At 72.3% G+C, this 19,396-nt stretch carries 23 protein-coding genes; 4 read left to right on the top strand and 19 right to left on the bottom strand.

Annotation, left to right across the window (positions count from 1 at the left end; all coding sequences use genetic code 11):
* From RB150_06035 to RB150_06010, 6 genes are all read right to left on the bottom strand, one after another.
* The coding region (locus tag RB150_06035; protein ID MDQ7820091.1) for a Glu/Leu/Phe/Val dehydrogenase dimerization domain-containing protein at positions 1-286 on the bottom strand (286 nt) is incomplete at its 3' end.
* Between the two features lie 108 nt (positions 287-394).
* On the bottom strand, positions 395-901 hold the full coding sequence (locus RB150_06030; protein ID MDQ7820090.1) for an Rrf2 family transcriptional regulator: 507 nt from the start codon (positions 899-901) through the stop codon (positions 395-397).
* On the bottom strand, positions 898-2,262 hold the full coding sequence (locus tag RB150_06025; GenBank protein ID MDQ7820089.1) for a cbb3-type cytochrome c oxidase subunit I: 1,365 nt from the start codon (positions 2,260-2,262) through the stop codon (positions 898-900). Before RB150_06025 ends, RB150_06030 begins: the two co-directional genes overlap by 4 nt.
* Positions 2,262-3,953 carry a cbb3-type cytochrome c oxidase subunit I gene (locus tag RB150_06020; GenBank protein ID MDQ7820088.1) on the bottom strand — a complete coding sequence of 564 codons (1,692 nt, stop codon included), beginning with the start codon at positions 3,951-3,953 and terminating at the stop codon, positions 2,262-2,264. The genes RB150_06025 and RB150_06020 overlap by 1 nt, the downstream gene beginning before the upstream one ends.
* Positions 3,954-3,959: 6 nt before the next feature.
* Positions 3,960-4,496: a cytochrome C oxidase subunit II gene (locus RB150_06015; GenBank protein MDQ7820087.1), complete on the bottom strand. Its 537-nt coding sequence runs from the start codon at positions 4,494-4,496 to the stop codon at positions 3,960-3,962.
* Positions 4,497-4,514: 18 nt separating this feature from the next.
* Positions 4,515-4,649, bottom strand: coding sequence for a hypothetical protein (locus RB150_06010; protein MDQ7820086.1), 135 nt, complete (start codon positions 4,647-4,649; stop codon positions 4,515-4,517).
* Positions 4,650-4,944: 295 nt separating this feature from the next.
* Here RB150_06010 and RB150_06005 point away from each other — a divergent pair, with 295 nt between their 5' ends.
* On the top strand, positions 4,945-5,616 hold the full coding sequence (locus tag RB150_06005) for a hypothetical protein (GenBank protein MDQ7820085.1): 672 nt from the start codon (positions 4,945-4,947) through the stop codon (positions 5,614-5,616).
* Between the two features lie 4 nt (positions 5,617-5,620).
* On the opposite strand, the gene RB150_06000 is transcribed toward RB150_06005, so the two are convergent.
* From RB150_06000 to RB150_05945, 12 genes are all read right to left on the bottom strand, one after another.
* Entirely contained in the window at positions 5,621-5,998 is a 378-nt protein-coding gene (locus tag RB150_06000; GenBank protein MDQ7820084.1) for a FixH family protein, read from the bottom strand.
* Positions 5,995-6,822 carry an ABC transporter permease gene (locus RB150_05995; GenBank protein MDQ7820083.1) on the bottom strand — a complete coding sequence of 276 codons (828 nt, stop codon included), beginning with the start codon at positions 6,820-6,822 and terminating at the stop codon, positions 5,995-5,997. The genes RB150_06000 and RB150_05995 overlap by 4 nt, the downstream gene beginning before the upstream one ends.
* Positions 6,819-7,664 carry an ABC transporter ATP-binding protein gene (locus RB150_05990; protein MDQ7820082.1) on the bottom strand — a complete coding sequence of 282 codons (846 nt, stop codon included), beginning with the start codon at positions 7,662-7,664 and terminating at the stop codon, positions 6,819-6,821. Before RB150_05990 ends, RB150_05995 begins: the two co-directional genes overlap by 4 nt.
* On the bottom strand, positions 7,661-9,025 hold the full coding sequence (gene nosD, locus RB150_05985) for a nitrous oxide reductase family maturation protein NosD (protein MDQ7820081.1): 1,365 nt from the start codon (positions 9,023-9,025) through the stop codon (positions 7,661-7,663). Before nosD ends, RB150_05990 begins: the two co-directional genes overlap by 4 nt.
* A complete protein-coding gene (locus tag RB150_05980) occupies positions 9,022-9,612 on the bottom strand; it encodes a cytochrome C (protein MDQ7820080.1) in 591 nt (196 codons plus the stop codon). The genes nosD and RB150_05980 overlap by 4 nt, the downstream gene beginning before the upstream one ends.
* 55 nt (positions 9,613-9,667) lie before the next feature.
* A complete protein-coding gene (gene nosZ, locus RB150_05975; GenBank protein MDQ7820079.1) occupies positions 9,668-11,647 on the bottom strand; it encodes a Sec-dependent nitrous-oxide reductase in 1,980 nt (659 codons plus the stop codon).
* Positions 11,648-11,676: 29 nt separating this feature from the next.
* Entirely contained in the window at positions 11,677-12,045 is a 369-nt protein-coding gene (locus RB150_05970) for a cupredoxin domain-containing protein (GenBank protein ID MDQ7820078.1), read from the bottom strand.
* Positions 12,046-12,074: 29 nt separating this feature from the next.
* Positions 12,075-12,560: an Rrf2 family transcriptional regulator gene (locus tag RB150_05965; protein ID MDQ7820077.1), complete on the bottom strand. Its 486-nt coding sequence runs from the start codon at positions 12,558-12,560 to the stop codon at positions 12,075-12,077.
* 120 nt (positions 12,561-12,680) lie between these two features.
* On the bottom strand, positions 12,681-13,583 hold the full coding sequence (locus RB150_05960; GenBank protein MDQ7820076.1) for a universal stress protein: 903 nt from the start codon (positions 13,581-13,583) through the stop codon (positions 12,681-12,683).
* A gap of 2 nt (positions 13,584-13,585) precedes the next feature.
* Complete coding sequence (locus RB150_05955) at positions 13,586-14,917, bottom strand: Nramp family divalent metal transporter (protein ID MDQ7820075.1); 1,332 nt, start codon at positions 14,915-14,917, stop codon at positions 13,586-13,588.
* Positions 14,914-15,333 (bottom strand): metal-dependent transcriptional regulator, encoded by a 420-nt coding sequence (locus RB150_05950; GenBank protein ID MDQ7820074.1) that lies wholly within the window; start codon positions 15,331-15,333, stop codon positions 14,914-14,916. The genes RB150_05955 and RB150_05950 overlap by 4 nt, the downstream gene beginning before the upstream one ends.
* A gap of 82 nt (positions 15,334-15,415) precedes the next feature.
* A complete protein-coding gene (locus tag RB150_05945) occupies positions 15,416-16,048 on the bottom strand; it encodes an ArsR family transcriptional regulator (GenBank protein ID MDQ7820073.1) in 633 nt (210 codons plus the stop codon).
* A 151-nt stretch (positions 16,049-16,199) separates the two neighbouring features.
* Between RB150_05945 and RB150_05940 the strand changes: the two genes are divergently transcribed.
* On the top strand, positions 16,200-16,772 hold the full coding sequence (locus RB150_05940; GenBank protein ID MDQ7820072.1) for a TlpA disulfide reductase family protein: 573 nt from the start codon (positions 16,200-16,202) through the stop codon (positions 16,770-16,772).
* A 62-nt stretch (positions 16,773-16,834) separates the two neighbouring features.
* Here RB150_05940 and RB150_05935 read toward each other — a convergent pair whose 3' ends face one another.
* Complete coding sequence (locus RB150_05935; GenBank protein MDQ7820071.1) at positions 16,835-17,539, bottom strand: peptidoglycan DD-metalloendopeptidase family protein; 705 nt, start codon at positions 17,537-17,539, stop codon at positions 16,835-16,837.
* 221 nt (positions 17,540-17,760) lie between these two features.
* Here RB150_05935 and RB150_05930 point away from each other — a divergent pair, with 221 nt between their 5' ends.
* Both RB150_05930 and coxB read left to right on the top strand, forming a co-directional pair.
* The gene (locus tag RB150_05930) at positions 17,761-18,348 is read left to right on the top strand and encodes a DoxX family protein (protein ID MDQ7820070.1); all 588 of its coding nucleotides are present in this window, start codon (positions 17,761-17,763) and stop codon (positions 18,346-18,348) included.
* A 182-nt stretch (positions 18,349-18,530) separates the two neighbouring features.
* Complete coding sequence (gene coxB, locus RB150_05925; GenBank protein ID MDQ7820069.1) at positions 18,531-19,349, top strand: cytochrome c oxidase subunit II; 819 nt, start codon at positions 18,531-18,533, stop codon at positions 19,347-19,349.
* Positions 19,350-19,396: the final 47 nt, after the last annotated feature.

Genomic DNA, 19,396 nt, shown 5'->3' with positions numbered 1-19,396 from the left:
TGGCCAGGGCCCGGACCTCGTTGAGGGTCACGTCGGGATGGTAGCGGATGCCGCCCTTGGTGGGCCCCAGGACCGTGCTGTGGTGCACCCGGTAGCCGGCGAAGACCCGCACCGACCCGTCGTCCATCTTCACCGGGAAGTTCACGGTCAGCTCCCGTTTGGGGTAGGCGAGGAACTCCCGGATGCCCCGCTTGAGGGGCAGGTGGTCGGCGGCCTCGCTGAACTGGCGCAGGGCCATCTGCCAGGCGTCTTCCTTGGGCGCCATCACCATCGTCGTCACGGCCATCGCACCCCCTCAGGCGTGTGGGTTCGTGCCGGGCCGCCGGGGGGCGGCCCCCACCGTGGAGGTATAGGGGATCGCGCGGGATGTGCGTATCAGGCGGCTACCCGATGGTCACGCCGGGCCGCGCGGGGGCCGCCATGCATCCGGCGGATGGCCTCCCCCCGCCCTGGGGGGTGCCGCGTCCGGGCGCGCCGCGGCCAGCTGCGCGATGCGCAGCGGCCCCCGGGCGACGTCGGCCAGGGTGAGGGACTCCATCATCTCCACCACCTGGGGGCGGACCGTCTTCCACAGCTCGTGGAGGATGCAGGGCCGGTCGTCTGAACACCGGTTGCTCCAGAAGACGCACCTGCGGAACACGTCGGCCCCCTCCACCGCCTCCACGATCTCCTTGACGCTGATCGCCTCCGGAGGGCGCGCCAGACCATAACCCCGCCGCCCGCCCCGGTGGGATGTCAGCAGGCCGGCGCGGGTCAGCCTGCGGAAGATCTTGGCGAGGAACACCGGCGGCAGCCCCCCGGCGCTGGCGATGGACCGCAGGGTCAGGACTGTCCCCGGCTTCTTCCGGGCCAGATGGGCCAGGCCGGCCAGGGCGTACTCGCTCTCGCGGCTCAGCTTCACGGCGGCATCGGCGCCGGGCGCGGGGCCGCCGGCACCCGGGCGGGGGGCCGCGGGCCCAGGACCGCCGCCAGCACCTGGGCCACGAAGAGCACACCGCCCGCGACAGCCGGCACCACCGCGGGCGCCATCAGGCGCAGGGCGAACGCCCACGGCCCGGAGGCCGCCACGCTGCCGACCATCTTGCGGGGCGCGCCCAAGGCCCCCGCCCACGCCAGGACGGCGACGGTCGCCAGCACCCCCAGCCCGAACACCCACAGCTGCAGCGCGGCCATCCGGCGGCTTCCCCGCGCCCACCCCCAGGCGTGCAGCAGGTGGTGGATGACGCCCATGAACGCCACCGTGACCCCGCCCACCAGCATCGCGTGATAGTGGGCCGTGACCCGCAGCGTGCCGCGGATCCCCACCGGCGCCAGAACCCCTCCCAGGACGTAGAATGCCATCGAGAGCGCCAGCGCCGCCACCTCCGGGCTGGACCGCAGAAGCCCCGGCGACCGCCGGCACGCGGCCGCGACCGCCGCGCCGACCACCCCCAGGTGGATGACCGTCGGGATACTGATCCCGACCCCCAGCGCCAGGTTGACCTTCCATAAAGCCGGGAGCGCCGCCGGCTCCGGTCCCGCGTACACGGCCGCGCCCCCCAGGGCCAGGAGCGGGTACAGGCCGAAGGCCGCCCGGATCAGACGCGGAGCCGGCGAGACCGTGCCCGCGCCGCGGGCCAGCACATACCAGGCCAGCGCCATCGCCCCCGCGTAGACGAACTGCAGGGCGTGACCGGCGCCCCAGAAGACGATCTGGTAGGGCAGGCGACCCGCCCGAAGGATCCCCGCCACAGCCGCCAGCAGGGTGACGCCGAACGTCGCGGCCACGCAGGACGCTCCCCAGGCCACCGCCGACCGACCCCGCCGGACCGGGCGCACGATGGACATCAGGCCCCCCGCCGCCCCCGCCGCCACCAGAGCCAGGCCGGCCAGGTACGCGGGCGCGTCCACCACCGGGACGTAGTCGCTGAGGACCGGCCGGCCGCGCCCGGACAGGCTGGCTAACAGAACCAGGAGGCTCCCTCCGGCGGCCAGGATCGCCCCGACCCGGCCCCCGCCGCCCGCGCCCCGGCCCCCGCAGGCGGCCAGGGCGGTGACGACCACGCCGCCCAGCAGCCACACGATCAGCGCGAAGGCCACGTGGCCGACCAGGAGGGTGGAAAAAGTGTGCGGGGACAGGAACCGGGCTCCGGGCATGCGCGCGAGAGCCACCAGGACCGCCAGCAACCCGGAGGTACCCGCCGCCCCCGCCGCCACCCCCAGCCACGCGCGCAGGAGGGTGGGGTCCGCCGCGGCCGGACTGCGGGCAGGCGACGACGTCATCAGTGGCCGATGGGCCACGCCCGGGCCAGGTTGAGGTAGTTGGCCACGTACATGGCCAGGAAGAACGCGGCGAAGATCAGGCACAGGATGAAGGTGCCGCGGACGCCCACGTCCCGGGCGTGGCCCGGGTTGGAGGCCGGCTGCGGGATGGCGTACTCGCGCCGCAGCTCCTCGTCGGTGAGCCGGCGCCCTCCCAGGACCGTCCCGACCACCAGGGCCACGAACAGCGCCCCGCCGGCCAGCGCCAGCAGGCCGCCGACGCCCGCCACCGTCAGCAGGGCGAACACCTCCGGCGGGTACCGGAAGGCCAGCGGCGACCGACCGAAGGCGAACACGTCCGGCTGCTTGCGGGGCAGGCCAAAGCGTACGCCCAGCTGCAGGAACGCCAGGACCATCAGGCCCACCCCGATCCCGAACAGCCAGGGCTGGACTGCCGCCAGGCGGGGGGCGACCACCCGCCGGCGGAAGATCAGGGGCAGCACGTAGTAGGTCAGGCCCATGAACGCCAGCGTGGTCCCCGCCACCACGACGCCGTGGAAGTGGCCCATGATGGCGGTGGTGTTGTGCCACTTGAGGTTCAGCTGCTCGGTGCCGGCGATGACCCCGGTGGTCCCGCCCAGAAAGCCGAACAACGCCACCGACAGGACCAGGCTGCTGAAGGCCGGGTTGCGCCAGGGCCCCCGGGCCAGCCACTGGAACAGCCCCCGGTCGTAGCCCCGCGCCCGCTGGCCGATCTCCACGCTGCCGGGGACGGCGAAGGCGTGGATCATGCTGCCCAGGACGGCCAGGTGCATCAGGTAGCCGGTGTTGATCCACTTCCAGCCCACCGACAGGGCGCCGCTGGGTTCGGTCTGCAGGTGGTGGGCGGAGCCGAGGTTGATCGCCACCAGGTACAGGACGAAGGCGAACCGCGAGATCTTCTCGCTGGGCGTCGTCCCCCCCACCGTGAGGAACGCCAGCAGGTACCACACCGAGATGGTGGCGCCCAGGTTGATCTGCTGGGAGGGGTGGCCGTACCCCCAGTACACCAGCTTCCACACGAACGGGTTCAGGGACGGGACCAGGCCCACCGCCCACAGGAAGGCGGGGACGAAGACCATCGCCCCCACCAGCAGGGTGGCCACCGCCAGGACCGCCGTGACAAACGCCCCGTAGACCACCAGGGGCAGCGGCCCCTGGGAGGCCTTCTCCTTGCGGGCCCGGTAGACCGTGGCAAAGAAGATGGCCACGGCCAGCAGGGCTCCCACCGCGAACAGGTCGGTGCCCAGGTAGAAGTCCCACGTCCCCCGCAGGGGCGGATAGGGCTGGAAGGACAGGTGATTCAGAGGCGAGCGCAGGATGGCCGCCTCCACCATCGCGGCCCCGATCGCCATCAGGCCGAACGCCCCCCAGGCGAGCCGTGTCCCGGCCAGGCGTGCGTTCAGCATCACCGAGCCGGCGAAGTACAGGATGGCCACCTCGAAGAAGATGATCCAGAAGATGAGCATGCTCCAGCCGTGCAGGGCGATGAACTGATAGAAGGTGCGGGGGGCAAACAGGCCCAGCCATCGGGTCAGCAGGACCACAACGGCGGCGATCCCGCCGATGAGCAGGAAGACCACCGCGGCCACGGCGTTGGCCTTGATCAGATTCTCCGTCTGCCGGTAGACCCGGAAGCCGGTGACCGCGCAGGTACGCGCCTCGCTGGCCATGGGAGGTCACCTCTCCACCACGACGATCTTGCCCAGCATGAACTCGTGCCCGAGGCCGCAGAACTCGTTGCACGCCAGGTTGTACACACCGGGCGTGGTGGGCGTGAACGGCAGCACCCACTCATACCCGGGGTACAGCTGCAGGTTCCACTGGTGGGGATGGGCGATGGAGAAGCCGTGGAGGTAGTCCAGCGACGCGATGTGCAGGGTGTAGCGCTCGCCCGCCCGCAGCCGCAGGATGGGGTAGAAGGCGAAGCGGGTGGCGTACATGTACACGTCGCTTCCCGGCGGCGGCTCCACCACCGGCCGCCCGGCCTCCTCGCCCACCTGGTACTGGCGGGCGAAGGCCTCGACCTGGGCTCTGTAGGCCGCAGGGGTCACCCGGAACGCCCGCCCCTCGGTGTTCTGCCGGCCCACCGCGTGCCAGACCAGCATCATGGCCGAGAAGAACACCACCACCATGACCACAGCCAGCGCCACCCAGATCCGCTCCAGGCGGCTGACCCGCTCGTGCCAGTACACCCGCTCCGGTGCCACCGCCATCGGCGACCCCTCCCGCGCCTATCGGGCCGGGATGCGCAGCACGTCCAGGACGCCCCAGACCACGTAGGCGATGAAGAAGATCACGTTGCTGAGGACCAGCCACAGCCAGATGTGGTCGAACACCCGTTGCCAGACCGGAGGTTGAGACCGCACGGCCGCTCTCCCCCCTCCCTGCCTCCGCGCCCTGCAGGTCCGGCATCCGCCCCGCCGCATACGCACAGCGCCGCCGCACAGATGTCTGCGGCGGCGCCGTCCCGCACACCCTCACGGTTCCGGCGGCGTGTCCTCACCGGACTCCCGAAGAGCGGGCTCGTCATGGGTGAATGGACCAAAATGGTCCTTTTAGGCATCTCACACTTTGCCACGGATCCGGCTTCCTGTCAAGACGCCATAACCGCCAGGGAAAAGCGCCGGCCTCCGTCGAAAGGCCGGCGCGGGAGGGACCGACATGCGGACGTTGTACAGGTGGGGCGGGGTGGCGGGCGTTCTGGCGGCCGCCGCCCTGGTGTGGGTGGCGGTGGCTGTGGGAGTCGTCATGCCCGCGGCGGGCCTGGGACCTCCCGGCCCCTACCCCCACTACAACCCCGACAGCCTGCTCCCGTTCATCAGGCAGCGTCCGGTCCTGTTCGGCCTGCTCAACGTCGGCGGGGGCGCCGTCGCGGCGCTTCTGGCGCTGGCGTTCGTGACAGCCCTGGGCGAGCGGCTGCGGGAGGCCGGCGCCGCCGGCCGGTTCGGACGGACTCTGGCCGTGGTGGGGACCGCCGCTCTGGCTCTGGAGGCGCTGTTGTGGCAGGGTGGCGTGGCGGCCCTGGCCCGCCTCCAGACTACCGATCCGGTGGCGGCCCGGCACGCGTTCTTTGCCCTGGCCGGCGTGATCGGCAGTGTGGACCTGCTGGGCACGGCGGCCGTGGGGCTGGGAGTCCTGTTGCTGGGGTCGGCGATGCGGTCGCTGCCCTCCTACGCCGGCGCCGGCACCGTGGGGATGCTGGGGGGCGCCCTGCTTGTGGCCTCCCGGATCGTGCCCGGCCGTCTGCTGGTGGGACTCAGCGCCCTGCTGGCGGTGGTCTGGCTGGTATGGAGCGGGCTCCTGCTGCGGAGGGAGACCTCCCGCGCGCCGTAATAAGCTACCGGCCGACGTGGACCACAAAAGAGGCGTCCGGCCTGCCCGCTTTTCCTCTGATCCGGATCACCCACCGCCCGTCCATGGAAAAGACATGGCGGGCCTCGTAGACGCCCGGCGCCATGCGCCGGAACTCCACCGCCTCGACGCCGTGATCCATCTCCGGCATCCCCGCCTCCGCCTGCAGCTCGAGCACTTCCAGGGGAGCGTCGGCCGGACCGGTGAGGCGCAGGCGCAGGACCACGGGCTGGAGGGCCACCGGGCGGCGCGGCGTCCAGGAGAGCGTGGCGGACCATCCCTCGCCGTACGCCCGCAGGGACGTCCCGGAGGCGCAGCCCGCGGCGAGCAGGAGACACGCGGCCACCAGCGCCCGGGCGGTCACGGTTCCACCATTCCCCCAAAACGCCGTCGCCCCACCGCGTAGCCCCCGATGGCCCACGCGGCCAGAACGGCCACGAGGAGCACCACCACTCCCGCCGTGCCCACCTCCCCCGCGGCATACTGGCCAAGAGGGCCGGTCAGGTCGGCGGATCCGGTCACCGCCACGATGGCCGCGATCCGGAAGGCGCTGACCGGGTTGGCGGCGGCCAGCGCGAACACGACCGCGGGGGGCAGCCGCAGGATCACCACCGTGGTCAGCACCCCCAGGTCGCTGAGGATCACCAGCGCCAGCCACGCCACCAGCGACTGGCCCAGGGCCCGGCTGCGGGTGGGCGCGCGCGCCGACAGCGCAAAGCCGACCGACAGGGTGGTCAGGGCCAGCAAGGCCGAGAGCCCCACCAGCCACAGGTACGCTCCGACGCCCCCGGGTCCGGCCCGCAGCGCCAGGATCACGCCCGCGCCTCCGAACCCCACCAGCGTGGCGGCGACCAGACCCCACGCCACACCCAGGTACGCGCCGGCGAACACATCGCCGCGCCCGACGGGCTGGCTGAGCACCATCTCCAGGGCACCGCTCTCCCGCAGTCCGGGGATCCACCCGCATCCCACTGTCAGCCCCAGCAGGGGCACGAACAGCATCGCCAGGGAGATCAGCGTCGCCGCCGCCCGGTCAAACGACGACACGCCCTGGATGCCGACCCCGGCCAGGGCCATCAGAGCCGCCGCCGCGGCCAGGGCTCCGAAAGCGACCGCCACCGAGGCGAACCAGCGGTCCCGCACCACCGCGCGGGCGTCCCACCGCATCAGGACTCCGACCGCCCTCACCGGCGCGCCTCCACCAGCAGCTCCCGCAGGCCGGGGGAGCGCAGGCGGAACGGCCTGCCGTCCACCGCCGCCATCACCCGGGGGAGATCGGTTTCGCGGACCCGTAGCCGCACCTGCCCCCCGGTGTCCGCCAGGACGACAACCTCCGACCCCACCGCCGGAACCGGGGCGGGCAGCACCACTTCCACCCACCGCAGGCGGGCGAGCTCGTCGACGGTCAGGTCGGCCGCGACACGGCCGCCCTCCAGGGCCACCACCCGGTCCACGCGGGCGTCCAGGCCATCCAGGTGGTGGGTCGCCACCAGCACGGTCGCGCCCCGTCGGGCGGCCTCGTCCAGCCACCCGTGCAGCCGCGCCTCCCCGTCGCGGTCCAGATGGGCCGCCGGCTCGTCCAGCAGCCATACCGGCGGGTCGGCGATGCGGCTGCAGGCCAGAGCCAGCCGGCGGACCATGCCGCCCGACAGGGCCCGCACGGGCCGCGAGGCGTGGGCGGCCAGATCCGCCGTCTCCAGCACCGCGCGGGGATCGACGTCGACCCCGCGCAGCTCCGCGCACATCTGGACGACCTCGGCGATAGTCAGCGTCGCCGGAAAAGCGGGAATTTGAGGGACGTAGCCGACCAGAGCCCGCGCCGCAGGACCGTCGGACCGGACGTCCCGCCCGCCGATCCGGGCCGTTCCCTCTGCCGGCACCAGGCCCAGCAGGGCGCGCAGCAGTGTGGTCTTGCCCGCGCCGTTGGGCCCCACGACGGCCACCCGCTGTCCAGCGGGCACCACCAGATCCACGCCCCGCAGGACCTCCCGGGGGCCGAACCTCACACGCAGGTCGCAGACCTCGATCACGGGATCTCCCTCCGCGCGGGACGCAGCGCCCCGGCGGCCATGACCACGCCGGCGGCCGTCAGCGCGGCGGCGACGGCCGCGAACAGCACGGATCCTTGCGCCTCCCGGAACGCGTCCGGGACCGCCGGGCGCACCAGGGGGAAGGGATCTTCCACAAGGACCTCCGGGGCAAACAGGGGCAACAGCCGGGCGGCGGTATCCAGGGCGTCCACCGCCACCGATCCCCAGAGGATCCGGGTGTCGGGGGCGCGGTCGGCCAGCCCTTCAAACCACCGGCGGACCGCGTGAGGTACGTCGCCGACCCCGTCTTTGGACAGGTCCCACCCCGCGTAGTCGCTCCAGTAGTTGCCCCGCCCCTCCCACGCCCAGCGGGCAGGGCTGCGCCCTCCATCCACCCGCACCTGCTCGGTGTTGCCGGCGATGGTATTGCCGGTGAACGCGATGCCCGAGGCGTTGCTGAGCAGGACGATCCCGGTCCGGTTGCCGGCGATGACGTTGCCGGCCACCATGGCAATGCCATCATCCCGCCGCGGCGTCCCGTCCACATACAGCCCCACGTGGTTGTCCGCCAGCAGGTTCCCCTCCACCACCACGTCGTCGGACTCCTTGAGGGCGACCCCCACCCCGGTGGGTCCCCGGTGGCGGAGAAACCGGTTGCCCTCCAGCCGCACCCCGGTGCTGTACATCACGTAGGCGCCCACCGCATTGTCCTCGAAGACGCTGTCCAGCACCCGCATCTCATCCGCGTACATCAGGTGCACGCCGTACCGGGAGCCCCGTACCCGCGCCCCGTGCAGGACCGAGCCGCGGGAGAACCAGACCAGCACGTCCCGCAGCGCCTCCACCTCCAGGCCGGTGAGGACCACCCGGTCACTGTACCACAGGCGGACGGCGTCTCCCCGCCGGCTGAGGGGCAGCGCCTTCCCCCGCATGCGCACCCGCCGGACCACCGCGCCATGGGCCTGCTTGAGGTTGAGGCCGAAGAGCACGTCCTCCAGGGTCACGTCCTCGATCAGCACCCCGGCCGCGCCCACGAAGACCCCCGCGTCCTCGGTGTTGAGGTCGCTGCCGCTTCCCCGCAGGATCAGCCCCCGCACCACAACGCCCGGGGACTCCACCCGCACCACGGTGCCCCGTCCCCCGGCGTCGATGGCGGCGCCGGGTGCTCCCACCAGGCGCAGAGGCTTGCGGATCACCACGCCCCCGGACTGCACGCCCCGCACCAGAACCTCGGCCCCCGCCGGCGCCCGGTCGATCAGGGTCTGCAGGGCATCGCCCGGAGGCATCCCCGCGGTGGGCGGTGCCATCCCGGCGGCCGCCAGGATCGCCGCGACGAAGGCGGCGAGCAGGGGACCTGTCACCGGCGCCACCCCGTCACGACGTTGTACAGGGCCAGCGCCGCCGTGGCCACCGCCAGCAGGAACCCCCAGCGGGGCGCGGCCACCGTGGTGAACTGCATGACGGTGCCCCGGCCGATCACCGGCGGCATGAAGGGCTCCACCCGGATGGGGGCGGAAGGATCCAGCGAGTGGCCGAACCGCCACAGCCAGTACGCGAGGTCCGCCACCACCCCGACGGGAAAGACGACGGCCGGCGCCTGCAGGAGCAGCCCCAGGCGGCCGAACAGCGGCGCGGAGCCCACGGCCAGCACACCACCGAGGACCAGCGGCACCGCCAGGCGCCGCTCCAGCGGCGCCGCCAGGCTCAGGCTCTTCATGCCGATGTAGTGGTTGAGGATGTCAATCTCCCGGGCGTCGCCTCCCACCCGGGTGAGGTAGATGTCGGCCCGCAGGCCGCCGGGATACTGGGGGGCGTACAATGTGACGCGCCAGTAGGGCATCAGCAGCGACAGGCCCAGCAGCGCCGCCGCCGCCAGGGAGCGCACCCACCGCCCGTCGGAGCGCGCCCGGGCCCGCGCCAGGGACTCCCGCATCGCCGCCAGGGCCATCGCTTCCGTCCTCCTTGGGGCGCGGGGGCGGGGAGGCCCGCCCCCGCGCGTTCACTCAGGGCTCGACCTCCAGGTAGCCGGCCATCTCCAGGTGCAGCGCCGAGCAGAACTCGGTGCAGTAGAACGGGAAGACGCCGGCCCGGTCGGCCGTGAAGATCACGGTCTCGGTCTTGCCCGGCTCCAGGCTCAGGTTGATGTTGTGGCGGTCGATGGCAAACCCGTGGATGGCGTCCTTGGCCCGCTCAATGTTGGTGATGTGGATGATCACCGTGTCGCCCTTCTTCGCCCGGATCCGGTCCGGGGTGAAGTGGCTGCGCATGGCGGTCATCCAGACCTCCACCGTCCGCCCCCGCCGCTCGATCCGTTCCTTGCCGGCGGTCACGGCCTGCGGGTCGGGCTGCATGGTGAGCGGGTTGATGCCCACCTGCGGGTAGACCGCCCACGACGTGACCCGCTCCAGCGGGATGATCTGCGCCAGGTGGGGTTCCGCCAGGCCGACGGGGGTGTTGCTCAGCAGGCGCATCTTCTCGCCGCTGATGTCGATCAGCTGCAGGTTCTGGGGGAACAGCGGCCCGACGTTGCGGTACTGGTCCACCGACCACTTGTTGAGGGCCACCAGGTACTTGCCGCCCGGCCTGGCCGTGTCCCCCATGACCGTGGCCAGGTGGCCGATGTTGTACTGCACCGGCAGCGTGTCCACCAGCTTCCAGGCGTCCCCGCCCCGGTGGTAGGGCTCGCCCAGGGTCCACTTGGCCACGGCGCTGTCCAGGAACAGGCTGGTGTAGGCGTTGCCCCGGTCGTCAAACTGGGTGTGCAGCGGCCCCAGGCCCACCTTCACCTGGGCCGCCACCACCCGGTCGAAGGCCAGGATGGGCACTCCGTAGGGGTCGCGACCCGAGAACGCCCGGTCCCGGACGGCCTGCTGGATCTTCCGGAACGAGTACACGGTGACGTTGGGGTCCAGCTTGCCGCCCACCACGATGTAGTCTCCCCGGGGCGCCACGTCCACCCCGTGGGGGCTCTTGGGCTCGGGCGCAAAGTACAGGACGCCTCCCTCCACGGCGTCCCGCAAGGACAGGACCTTGATGCCGTTCACGGTCCGGGCCCGGCCCTGGGCCACCAGCTCGGCGGCCCGCCGGTAGTTGATGATGTGCAGGTAGTCCACGTCCCGCGCCGAGGCGCCGATCTCCATGGGCGGCTGCTTGTCCAGGGTCCCCCCGATGGCCCGCTCGGTGTTGAACGAGTTGATGAATGCCCACCCATCGCTCTCCAGGCGGCCGAAGTCCGCCAGGTCCTGCCAGTAGGGGGGCACCTCGATCTGGAAAGAGCGGGCGGGGTCGATGCGGCCCCGGGCGCGGTCAAAGCGCCAGAAGGTCACCAGACCCCGGTAGTGCTGGTTGTAGGCCTCCTGGGACAGCGCCCGGTATCCTGGCGGGAACGGCGCCGCGTACTGCGTGGCCTCCAGCACGTAGTCGGTGTCGGGGCTCACCACCGCCCCGTGGTTGCTGTAGGCATTGGGGTTGCGGACGATCTGCTTGGTGGAGAAGTCCCGCAGGTCGATGACCGCGATGCGCGCGTTGGCCTTGTCGTTGATGAACAGGTACTGGCCGTCGTATTCGCCCTTGGTCTCACTGAGGGCCGGGTGGTGAGTGTCTCCCCACGCCAGGGATTCCCCCTTTCCCTCCCCGCCGGCGAGGATCTCCCGGCTCTCCTTGCTGAACCCGTATCCCTGCCAGGGCTCCGGGGCGAACACGCCGATGACCCGCAGCAACCGCATGGAGGGCAGCCCGTACACCAGGACCTGGCCTGACTGGCCGCCCGACGAAAACATCAGGTACTCGTCATATTTGCCCGGCGGCACATAGGTCTGCACCGCCGCCAGGACCTGGTCGGGTGTCAGGCCCCGGGCGCGGATCACCTCCTGCAGGGTGGGCTGTCCGGGACCCGCGGACGCACCCCAGCGGCCGGCGACGGCCGCCACCAGGGCGACAGCCAGGCCCAGGATCCCCGGGATCAGCCAGCGATGGCGTCTCATGTTCTCCCCCCTTGTTTGCGGCAGCCGCCTCAGCGGACCACCAGTTTGGCTGTCATGCCGGCCTCCTTGTGGCCCGGCACCTCGCACACCAGGGTGTAGGTTCCCGGCCGCAGGTCCACCACCAGTTCCTCGGTCTGGCCGGGGCGGATCTGGGACGTGCGCTTGTCGAGCTCCACGATCACGAAGTCGTGCTCCACCGTGCCCTCGTTGCGGACCACGAACTTCACCCGGCCGGCAGGGACCTCGGTGGCCGACAGGGTGAAGCCGAACTCCCGCGTGGTCACCATCACCGTGCCCTCCTCGGGGGCCGCGGGCTGCGCCTGGGGCTGCTCCGGGGGAGCCGCCTGCCGGCCTCCGCAGGCCGCCGCGCCCACCGCGGCCAGAACCACGAGTGCCATCAGGCCCATCCACCGTCCCCTCACGCGTCTCACCTCCACCGATGGGATTCGGGCTGCTGCCCGCCCGTCGACATCTCCTTGAGGACCGATCTGGATCGCGCCTCGCCGCCTCCCCGCGCCCGGGAGGATCCCGCGGCCAGGGAGGCCACCGTCACCGCGGCCATCTCGCGCTCCACCACGGCCTGCAGACGCGCCAGCGCGCTCCGCACCGGGCACGGCTGCGGACACGGGCAGTCGCCCCACACGATGCACTGGTTGATGGCCACCGGCCCTTCCACCGCCTGCACCACGTCTGCCAGGGTCAGCGCCTGCGGCGGCCTCGCCAGAGCCACGCCGCCCCGCGACCCGCGGAAGGTGCGCACGATCCCCCGGCGGGCCAGCGCCTGGATGATCTTGGCCGCGTACGCCGGCGGGATGCGCTGGCGGCGGGCGACGTCCACCGACCGGGTGCGGGGATGCGCGCACAGGTCCAGCACGGTGCGCAGGGCGTAGTGGGCGTGTCGTGAAAGCCGCATAAAGTGGACAAACGGGAGACGTTTGTCGGATTCACCCTATCCCGCGCAGGGATCGCCCGCCATCGGGCGGGGAGAGGAATTGCATCGGGCCGGCGCCCGATGGGCGCCACCGGCCCGGGTCTAGGTCCGGGGGACGCGGATGAGGAGGACCGGACGTCGTCCGGCGCCGATCACGCGGGAGGCCACGCTGCCGGCCCACAGGGCGCTGACGCCCGACCGGCCGTGGGTGGCCATGACGATGAGGTCGGCGCGCTCCCGGGCGGCGGTCTCCAGCAGGACCTGCACGGGCTCCCCCCGCTCCACGGCTGCCCGCGCGGCGATGCCGGCGGCGCGGACGCGGGCGGCCACGCCCTCCAGGTACGCCGCGGCCTCCCGGGCCTCCACGTCCAGCAGGGCCGCCGCTGCCGTCGGCATCAGGCGCGCGGCGGGAGCCCGCTCGTCGGAGATGGTGTCAACCGTGGGGACCACCCACACCAGCAGCAGGTCGGCCCCGCACGCCGCAGCGATCCGGATGCCGGGCTCCACCGCCGTCTCGGCCGCCTCGCTGCCATCCAGGGGGACCAGGATGCGTTGGCAGGTGAAGGGCGCGTCGCGGCCGCGCTCCGAGGGCGGCAGCAGCAGGACGGGAGTCCGGCCGCGCTGCAGCACCTGCTCGGCCACCCGGCCGTACAGCAGCCCCCGGACCCCACCCCGCCCGTGGCTGGTGAGGACGATGAGGTCGACGCCCGCCGCTTCCGCCTGCCGGGCGATGGTGGCCGCCACACCCCCGGACTCGGGGCACACCACGCCGCGGGCCGTCACACCCCGCCGGCCCATCCACTCGACCGCGCCGTCCAGGTACGCCCGGGCCTCGGCCTCGGTGCGCACGTGACGGTCTCCGTGCACGGTCGGCGGGGGCCCCGACTCCAGCACGTGCAGGAGGACCACGGGCGCCTGCAGCCGGACCGCGAGCTCTGCGGCGGCCGGCAGCGCCGACTCCGCCAGGCGCGACCCGTCCAGGGGAACCAGCAGCCGCGTGAACACCGTCAGCCTCCCCCCGCCAGCCGGACCAGCAGAAAGACGTTGAGGGCGGTGATCAGCGCCGTGGCCGCAGCGGCCAGCCCCGTGGTGACCGGGTGGTTGACCAGCGAGCCCATCAGGTCCCGGCGGCTGGTGAAGGCGACCAGGGGCACCAGCGCAAAGGGCAGTCCGAAGCTGAGGACGACCTGGCTGATGACCAGCGTGCGGGTGGGATCCAGCCCCAGGGCGATCACCACCAGGGCCGGCGCCATCGTGACCACCCGGCGCACCCACACGGGAATCTGCCGGTGCAGGAACCCCTGCATGATCACCTGCCCCGCCAGCGTCCCCACGGTGGACGACGACAGCCCCGACGCCAGCAACGACACGGCAAAGACGGCGCTGCTGGCCGATCCCAGGAGGGGAGCCAGGGTGCGATGGGCTTCCTCGATGCTGGCGATGTGGCTGAGCCCGGCCCGGTAGAACGTGGAGGCGGCCATGATCAGGATGGCCGCGTTGATCAGGCCGGCCAGCGCCATGGCGATGGCCACGTCAATGACCTCATAGCGGTACAGGCGCCGGGCCTGGGCTGCGGTCCGGGGGACGATGCGGTGCTGGGTGAGGGCCGAGTGCAGGAAGATCACATGGGGCATCACCGTCGCCCCCAGGATCCCGGTGGCCAGCAGCACGCTCTCGGTGCCCGCAAACTGCGGGACCAGGGCGCCCCGCGCCACCGCCCGCCAGTCGGGGCGGTCCAGGATCGTCTCGATCACGTAGCAGAGGGCGATGACGCCCACCAGCCCGGTGATGACGGCCTCCAGGGGACGGTACCCCCGCCGTTCCAGGGCCAGGATGACCAGGGTGATCACGCCGGTCAGCAGGGCCGCCGGGAGCAGAGGGATCCCCAGCAGGAGGTTGAGCCCCAGGGCCGCCCCCAGAAACTCAGCCAGGTCCGTCGCCATGGCCACGAGCTCGCTGATCACCCACATCCCCCACACGACCGGGCGCGGCAGCCGGTCCCGGCACACCTCCGCCAGGTTGCGCCCGGTGGCGATGCCCAGTTTGGCCGACAGGGCCTGCACCAGCATCGCCGTGAGGTTGCTGGCCAGAAGAACCCACAGCAGGGTGTAGCCGAAAGCGGCGCCGCCCTGGATGTTGGTGGCGAAGTTTCCCGGATCCACGTAGGCGACGCTGGCCACGAACGCCGGCCCCAGGAAGGGCAGGATCCGGGCCAGCCCCCGCCGGGTGGTGCGCCCCTCCAGCACGTCGGCGGCGGTGGCCAGCAGTCCGGCGTCGGCCGGACGGCTGGGGTCCCCCCCGGTCGTTCCGGGGGACGGAGACCGAGGTCGCGGCTTCATCCTCGAGGGATGGGCTCGCCGTGGGGATCGGTGTCGGGATGCCCCAGAAGCTCGTCCAGGCGGCGCTCCAGGGACTCGGAGAGGGCATGCTCCAGACGGTCCGCCTCATCGTGCACCTGGCTCGGGTCGATGCCCAGGGCGCGGCTAAGGTACAGCTCCAGCAGTCTGTGGCGGCGGACCACGGCCTCCGCCGCCGCGCGGCCTGCGTCGGTGAGATACACGGCCCGGTACGGGTCGTGGCGGACCAAGCCCTGCCGCGCCAGGCGCTTGATCATGTTCGTGACCGATGGGGGGGAGACCCCCAGCCGTTCGGCGATCTGCCCCACGGTCGCCCCCCCGCCCGGCTCCGTGAGGGCGTACAGGACCTTCAGGTAGTCTTCCACTGCCCGTCCGGTCACCACTGCCCGGCCCATCATTCCGGCCTCCATGTTAGTCTCGGCTAACAAGGAACGCTAGTGGTCCTGGGCAGTCGCGGCAATCGGGCGCGGACCCGATTCGTCAGGATGGGACGGGGCGGGGCAGACGGACCTCGAAGGTACAGCGGGGGTCGCCGCGGGTGATCCATTCGGACTGCTCTACCTCCAGCCCGGTGAGCTCCGCGAGGGAGAGACGGGCCAGCTGGCAGAGATCGGCGAACTCCAGGGCCAGGGGGGCCAGCGGACAGGTGGTGATCGAGACCTGCCAGTGCCCCTCGGTCCGCGTGACGGGCTGGGGCTCCACGCCGCGGAAGAACACCCGGCACGCGGCCTCCAGACGGGCGGCGACGTCGGGGATCTGGCGGATCTCCGGGTGCGCGGCCGCGATCCGGGCCGCGACCTCCGCAAATGCGGCTTCCACCTCCCGGCGACCCCTGTGCTGCCCGGCCTCGTGCAGCGACCGCAGCAGCGCCGGGTAGTCCTCGGGCACGCCGGCGGACGGCAGGGGCGAGACCAGGCGGTAGACCCGCGGAGGGCGGCCGGCGGCCCGGCGCACCAGCTGTCCCCGGATCACCCCCTGCCGCAGCAGGCGCGCCAGGTGCTGGCGCAGGGTTGATCGCGACAGGCCCGTGAGCCGCTGGAGGTCGGCGATGGTGCACCCTCCGGCCTCGCTCAGCAACCGCACCAGGCGTTCCCGGGTCGGCGAGTCGTCCACGGCAGGCCCAGATCTGCCCCGATGTGGCGTTTTTGACGCCATCACCATACGGCTCCCCCCGCGCCCGCGGCTATCGGGCGGCCGACGTATTTTGCCGATCCGCCCCCCGCTGGCTGGCCAGGGGGCAGGGCTGTCCCTATAGTGGTAAGCGATGGGACGCCCTTCCTGGGGTACCGTGCTGGGCGGGCTTGTGGCCGCCTCCCTGGCCGTCGCGGTGGTGCTGGCCGCCCGCACCATCCAGCGGCCTGTCGCCCCGGGGCCCACGCCACCGCCGTCCACGACCCTGCGCCCCGCTCCCGACTTCCGCCTGCGGTCGTTTACCGGATCGCTGATCTCCCTGTCGGATTTCCGGGGCGACGTGGTGGTGCTGAACTTCTGGGCTTCCTGGTGCGTGCCGTGCCGGGAAGAGATGCCCAACCTGGAGCGCGCCTGGCGGGAGTTCCGGTCCCAGCGGGTGACGGTGCTGGGCATCAATGTCGCCGACGACTACGACGACGCGGCGGCGTTCCTGCGCTCGCTGGGCATCACCTATCCCAACGTCTTCGACCCCGCGCAGACCCGCATGACGGCCTACCGGGTCACCGGGCTGCCGACCACCGCGTTCATCGACCGCCAGATGCGGATCCGCGCCACGGTCCCCGGCGGATATCTGGGCGCCGAGGGCTACGCCACCCTGCGCCGCCAGATCCTCACCCTCGTCCGCGCCTCCGGGACAGCACCCTGACCCGCGAGGTCGCGTGGGCCTGATGGCCATCGCCACGCCCGGGTGAAGTCTCCCGCAGGGGGCTACAGGTACCGCAGCGGGTTTACCGGGCGGCCGTTGACGCGGAACTCAAAGTGCAGGTGGGGACCGGTGGACACCCCGGTGCTGCCCACACGGGCGATGAGCTGGCCGGCGCGCACCTGCTGGCCGGGACGCACCAGGACCGCCGACGCGTGAGCGTACAGCGTCTGGTACCCGCGCCCGTGGTCGACGATCACCGTGAGGCCGTACCCTCCGTACCACCCCGCCAGCACCACGCGCCCCGACCGCGCGGCGAAAATGGGCGCCCCCGGCGACGCCGCGATGTCGATCCCCCGGTGCTGTGCGTTCCACCGCAGTCCGAAAAAGGAACTCAGGTCGCCCGTGGCCGGCCACTGCAGGGGCGATGCCACCAGGCTGGCCCGCCCGCCCCGGGAAGGCAGGCGGCGGGGATCGCGGGACAGCCCCGCCAGGCGCGGTGACGACGGAGGGGCAGCAGGATCGGCGTCCACCGGCAGAACCGCCGCCGACAGCTGGGCGACCCGGATGCCGGCGGGCACCGCGGGAGCGGGCCGCCCGCTGGCCGCCGACGCCAGAAGAGCGTCCCGGCGCGCCTGGCTCCGCACAGCCTTCACAAAGGAGATCGGCGCGGAATCGCCGGCCACCGGCGGACCCTCCACCGCCGCGGGCACGGGAGGCGCCAGGACAACGGTCGCCGCCAGCACGATCAGGACGCTGCGGGTGCGCATCGTGAACAGAAGGAACCCCGGTGTCCGGTGTCCTGCCCGCCGGGGAGGGGTTCTAGACGGGGGATCGGGTCCGCGCCCGAGGGCGATCCTCGGGCGCGCGCCGGAGGGAAACGGGTTCTGCCGGAGAGGAGATTCCTCCGTTGACCCGATGGCGGGCATGCCCGTTCGGGCCATACCCTGGAAGCGGATCGCACCATAAATGACACCGGGAGGTGAGCACCGTGGCAGAAGTGCGGACCGAAGTCCTGGACCACTACCAGGACCCGCCGTTCGCGCGCGCCCTGTTCGCGTCGACGCGGTACGCCTGGCTGTGGGCGCTGATCCGGGTGTGGCTGGGCTGGCAGTGGATCGACGCCGCCCGCCACAAGATCGGCGTCGAGGCCTGGACCGGCACCGGGGCGGCCCTGAAGGCCTTCTGGGAGCGCGCCATCCAGGTGCCCCCGCCCCCGGCCCGCCCGCCGGTGGCCTTCCCCTGGTACCGCGCCTTCCTCCAGTGGCTGCTGGACATCCAGGCCTACACCTGGTTCGCCAAGCTGGTGGCCTACGGCGAGCTGCTGGTGGGGGTGGCCCTGGTCCTGGGCGCGTTCGTGGGGATCGCCGCCTTCTTCGCCGGCTTCATGAACTGGAACTTCATGATGGCGGGCACGGCCAGCACCAACCCGCTGCTGTTCACCGCCGCCATCCTGCTGATCCTGGCGTGGAAGGTGGCCGGGTACTACGGCCTGGACCGCTGGCTGCTACCCCTGCTGGGCACCCCCTGGAGGCCGGGCAAGGTCTTCCGGACCCGCCAGCAGCCGCAGGCGGCCTGATCCGCTGAACAGGCCGCGTCGCCCCAGGCGCAGGCGGAGACGTTCCGCCTGCGCCTCTTTTTGCCTGCGCTAACTTGCCCGGAATTTTTGGGCGGCCGCGCAGGAGATCTTTCGGCCCCCCGCCGAATACGCTATATGTATGGCGGCGGATGCCCGCCTGTTTTTTTGAGGGTCGGTTCCCCATGGCAGAGAGTCGCAGCGACACGGACCGGCACACCGGGCGGTGGCTCGGCTGGGTGATCCTCCTGCTGGCGGTGGGCGGCGCGGCCTCCTTCGTGGCCGCCCGCAACCGCTGGTGGCTGCTGCCGGTCGCCTCGGTCCACGGCGTCGAGGTCGACCGCCTGATCTACACCACCCTGATCGTCACCGGCCTGGCCTTCGTCCTGGTGCACGTGATCCTGGCGGCCTTCGTCTGGCGGTACGCCGAGCGCGGGCGGCGGGCGGCCTACTGGCCCGACAACCGCACCCTGGAACTCACCTACACCCTGGTCCCCGCGGCGGTCCTCACCACCCTGATCCTGATGGGCAGCGCCGTGTGGGCGCGCCTGCACAGCCCCGCCCCGGCGGACGCCCTGACGGTGGACGTGCGGGGCGAGCAGTTCGGGTGGCTGTTCCGGTACCCCGGCCCCGACGGCGCCTTCGGGCGGGTGGATCCGGCGGAGATCCGGACCCGGGACAACCCCATGGGCCTGGACCCCGCCGACCCGGCCGGCGCCGACGACATCGTGGTCCGGGAGCTGCACCTGCCCGCCGGGCGGCCGGTCCGCGTGCGGCTGCGCTCCAAGGATGTCCTCCACAGCTTCTTCGTGCCGGCGCTGCGGGTCAAGCAGGACGCGGTGCCGGGGATGACGGTGGAGCTGTGGTTCACCCCCACCCGGCCCGGGGCGTACGAGATCGCCTGCGCCGAGCTGTGCGGGGTGGGTCATTACATCATGCGGGGTCGGATCGTCGTGGACACCCCCGAAGCCTTCCAGGCCTGGCTGGCCCAGCAGGGGCGCTGAGGAGAATGCCGGATTCGGCGTGACGACGGGGTGAAGGTCCGGACGCC

This window comes from Armatimonadota bacterium (assembly GCA_031081675.1).
Classification (GTDB): Bacteria; Sysuimicrobiota; Sysuimicrobiia; order Sysuimicrobiales; family Kaftiobacteriaceae; genus Calidihabitans; species Calidihabitans tengchongensis.
Note: the sequence above shows the minus strand (reverse complement) of the source record. Positions and strands in the feature narration are given on the sequence as shown.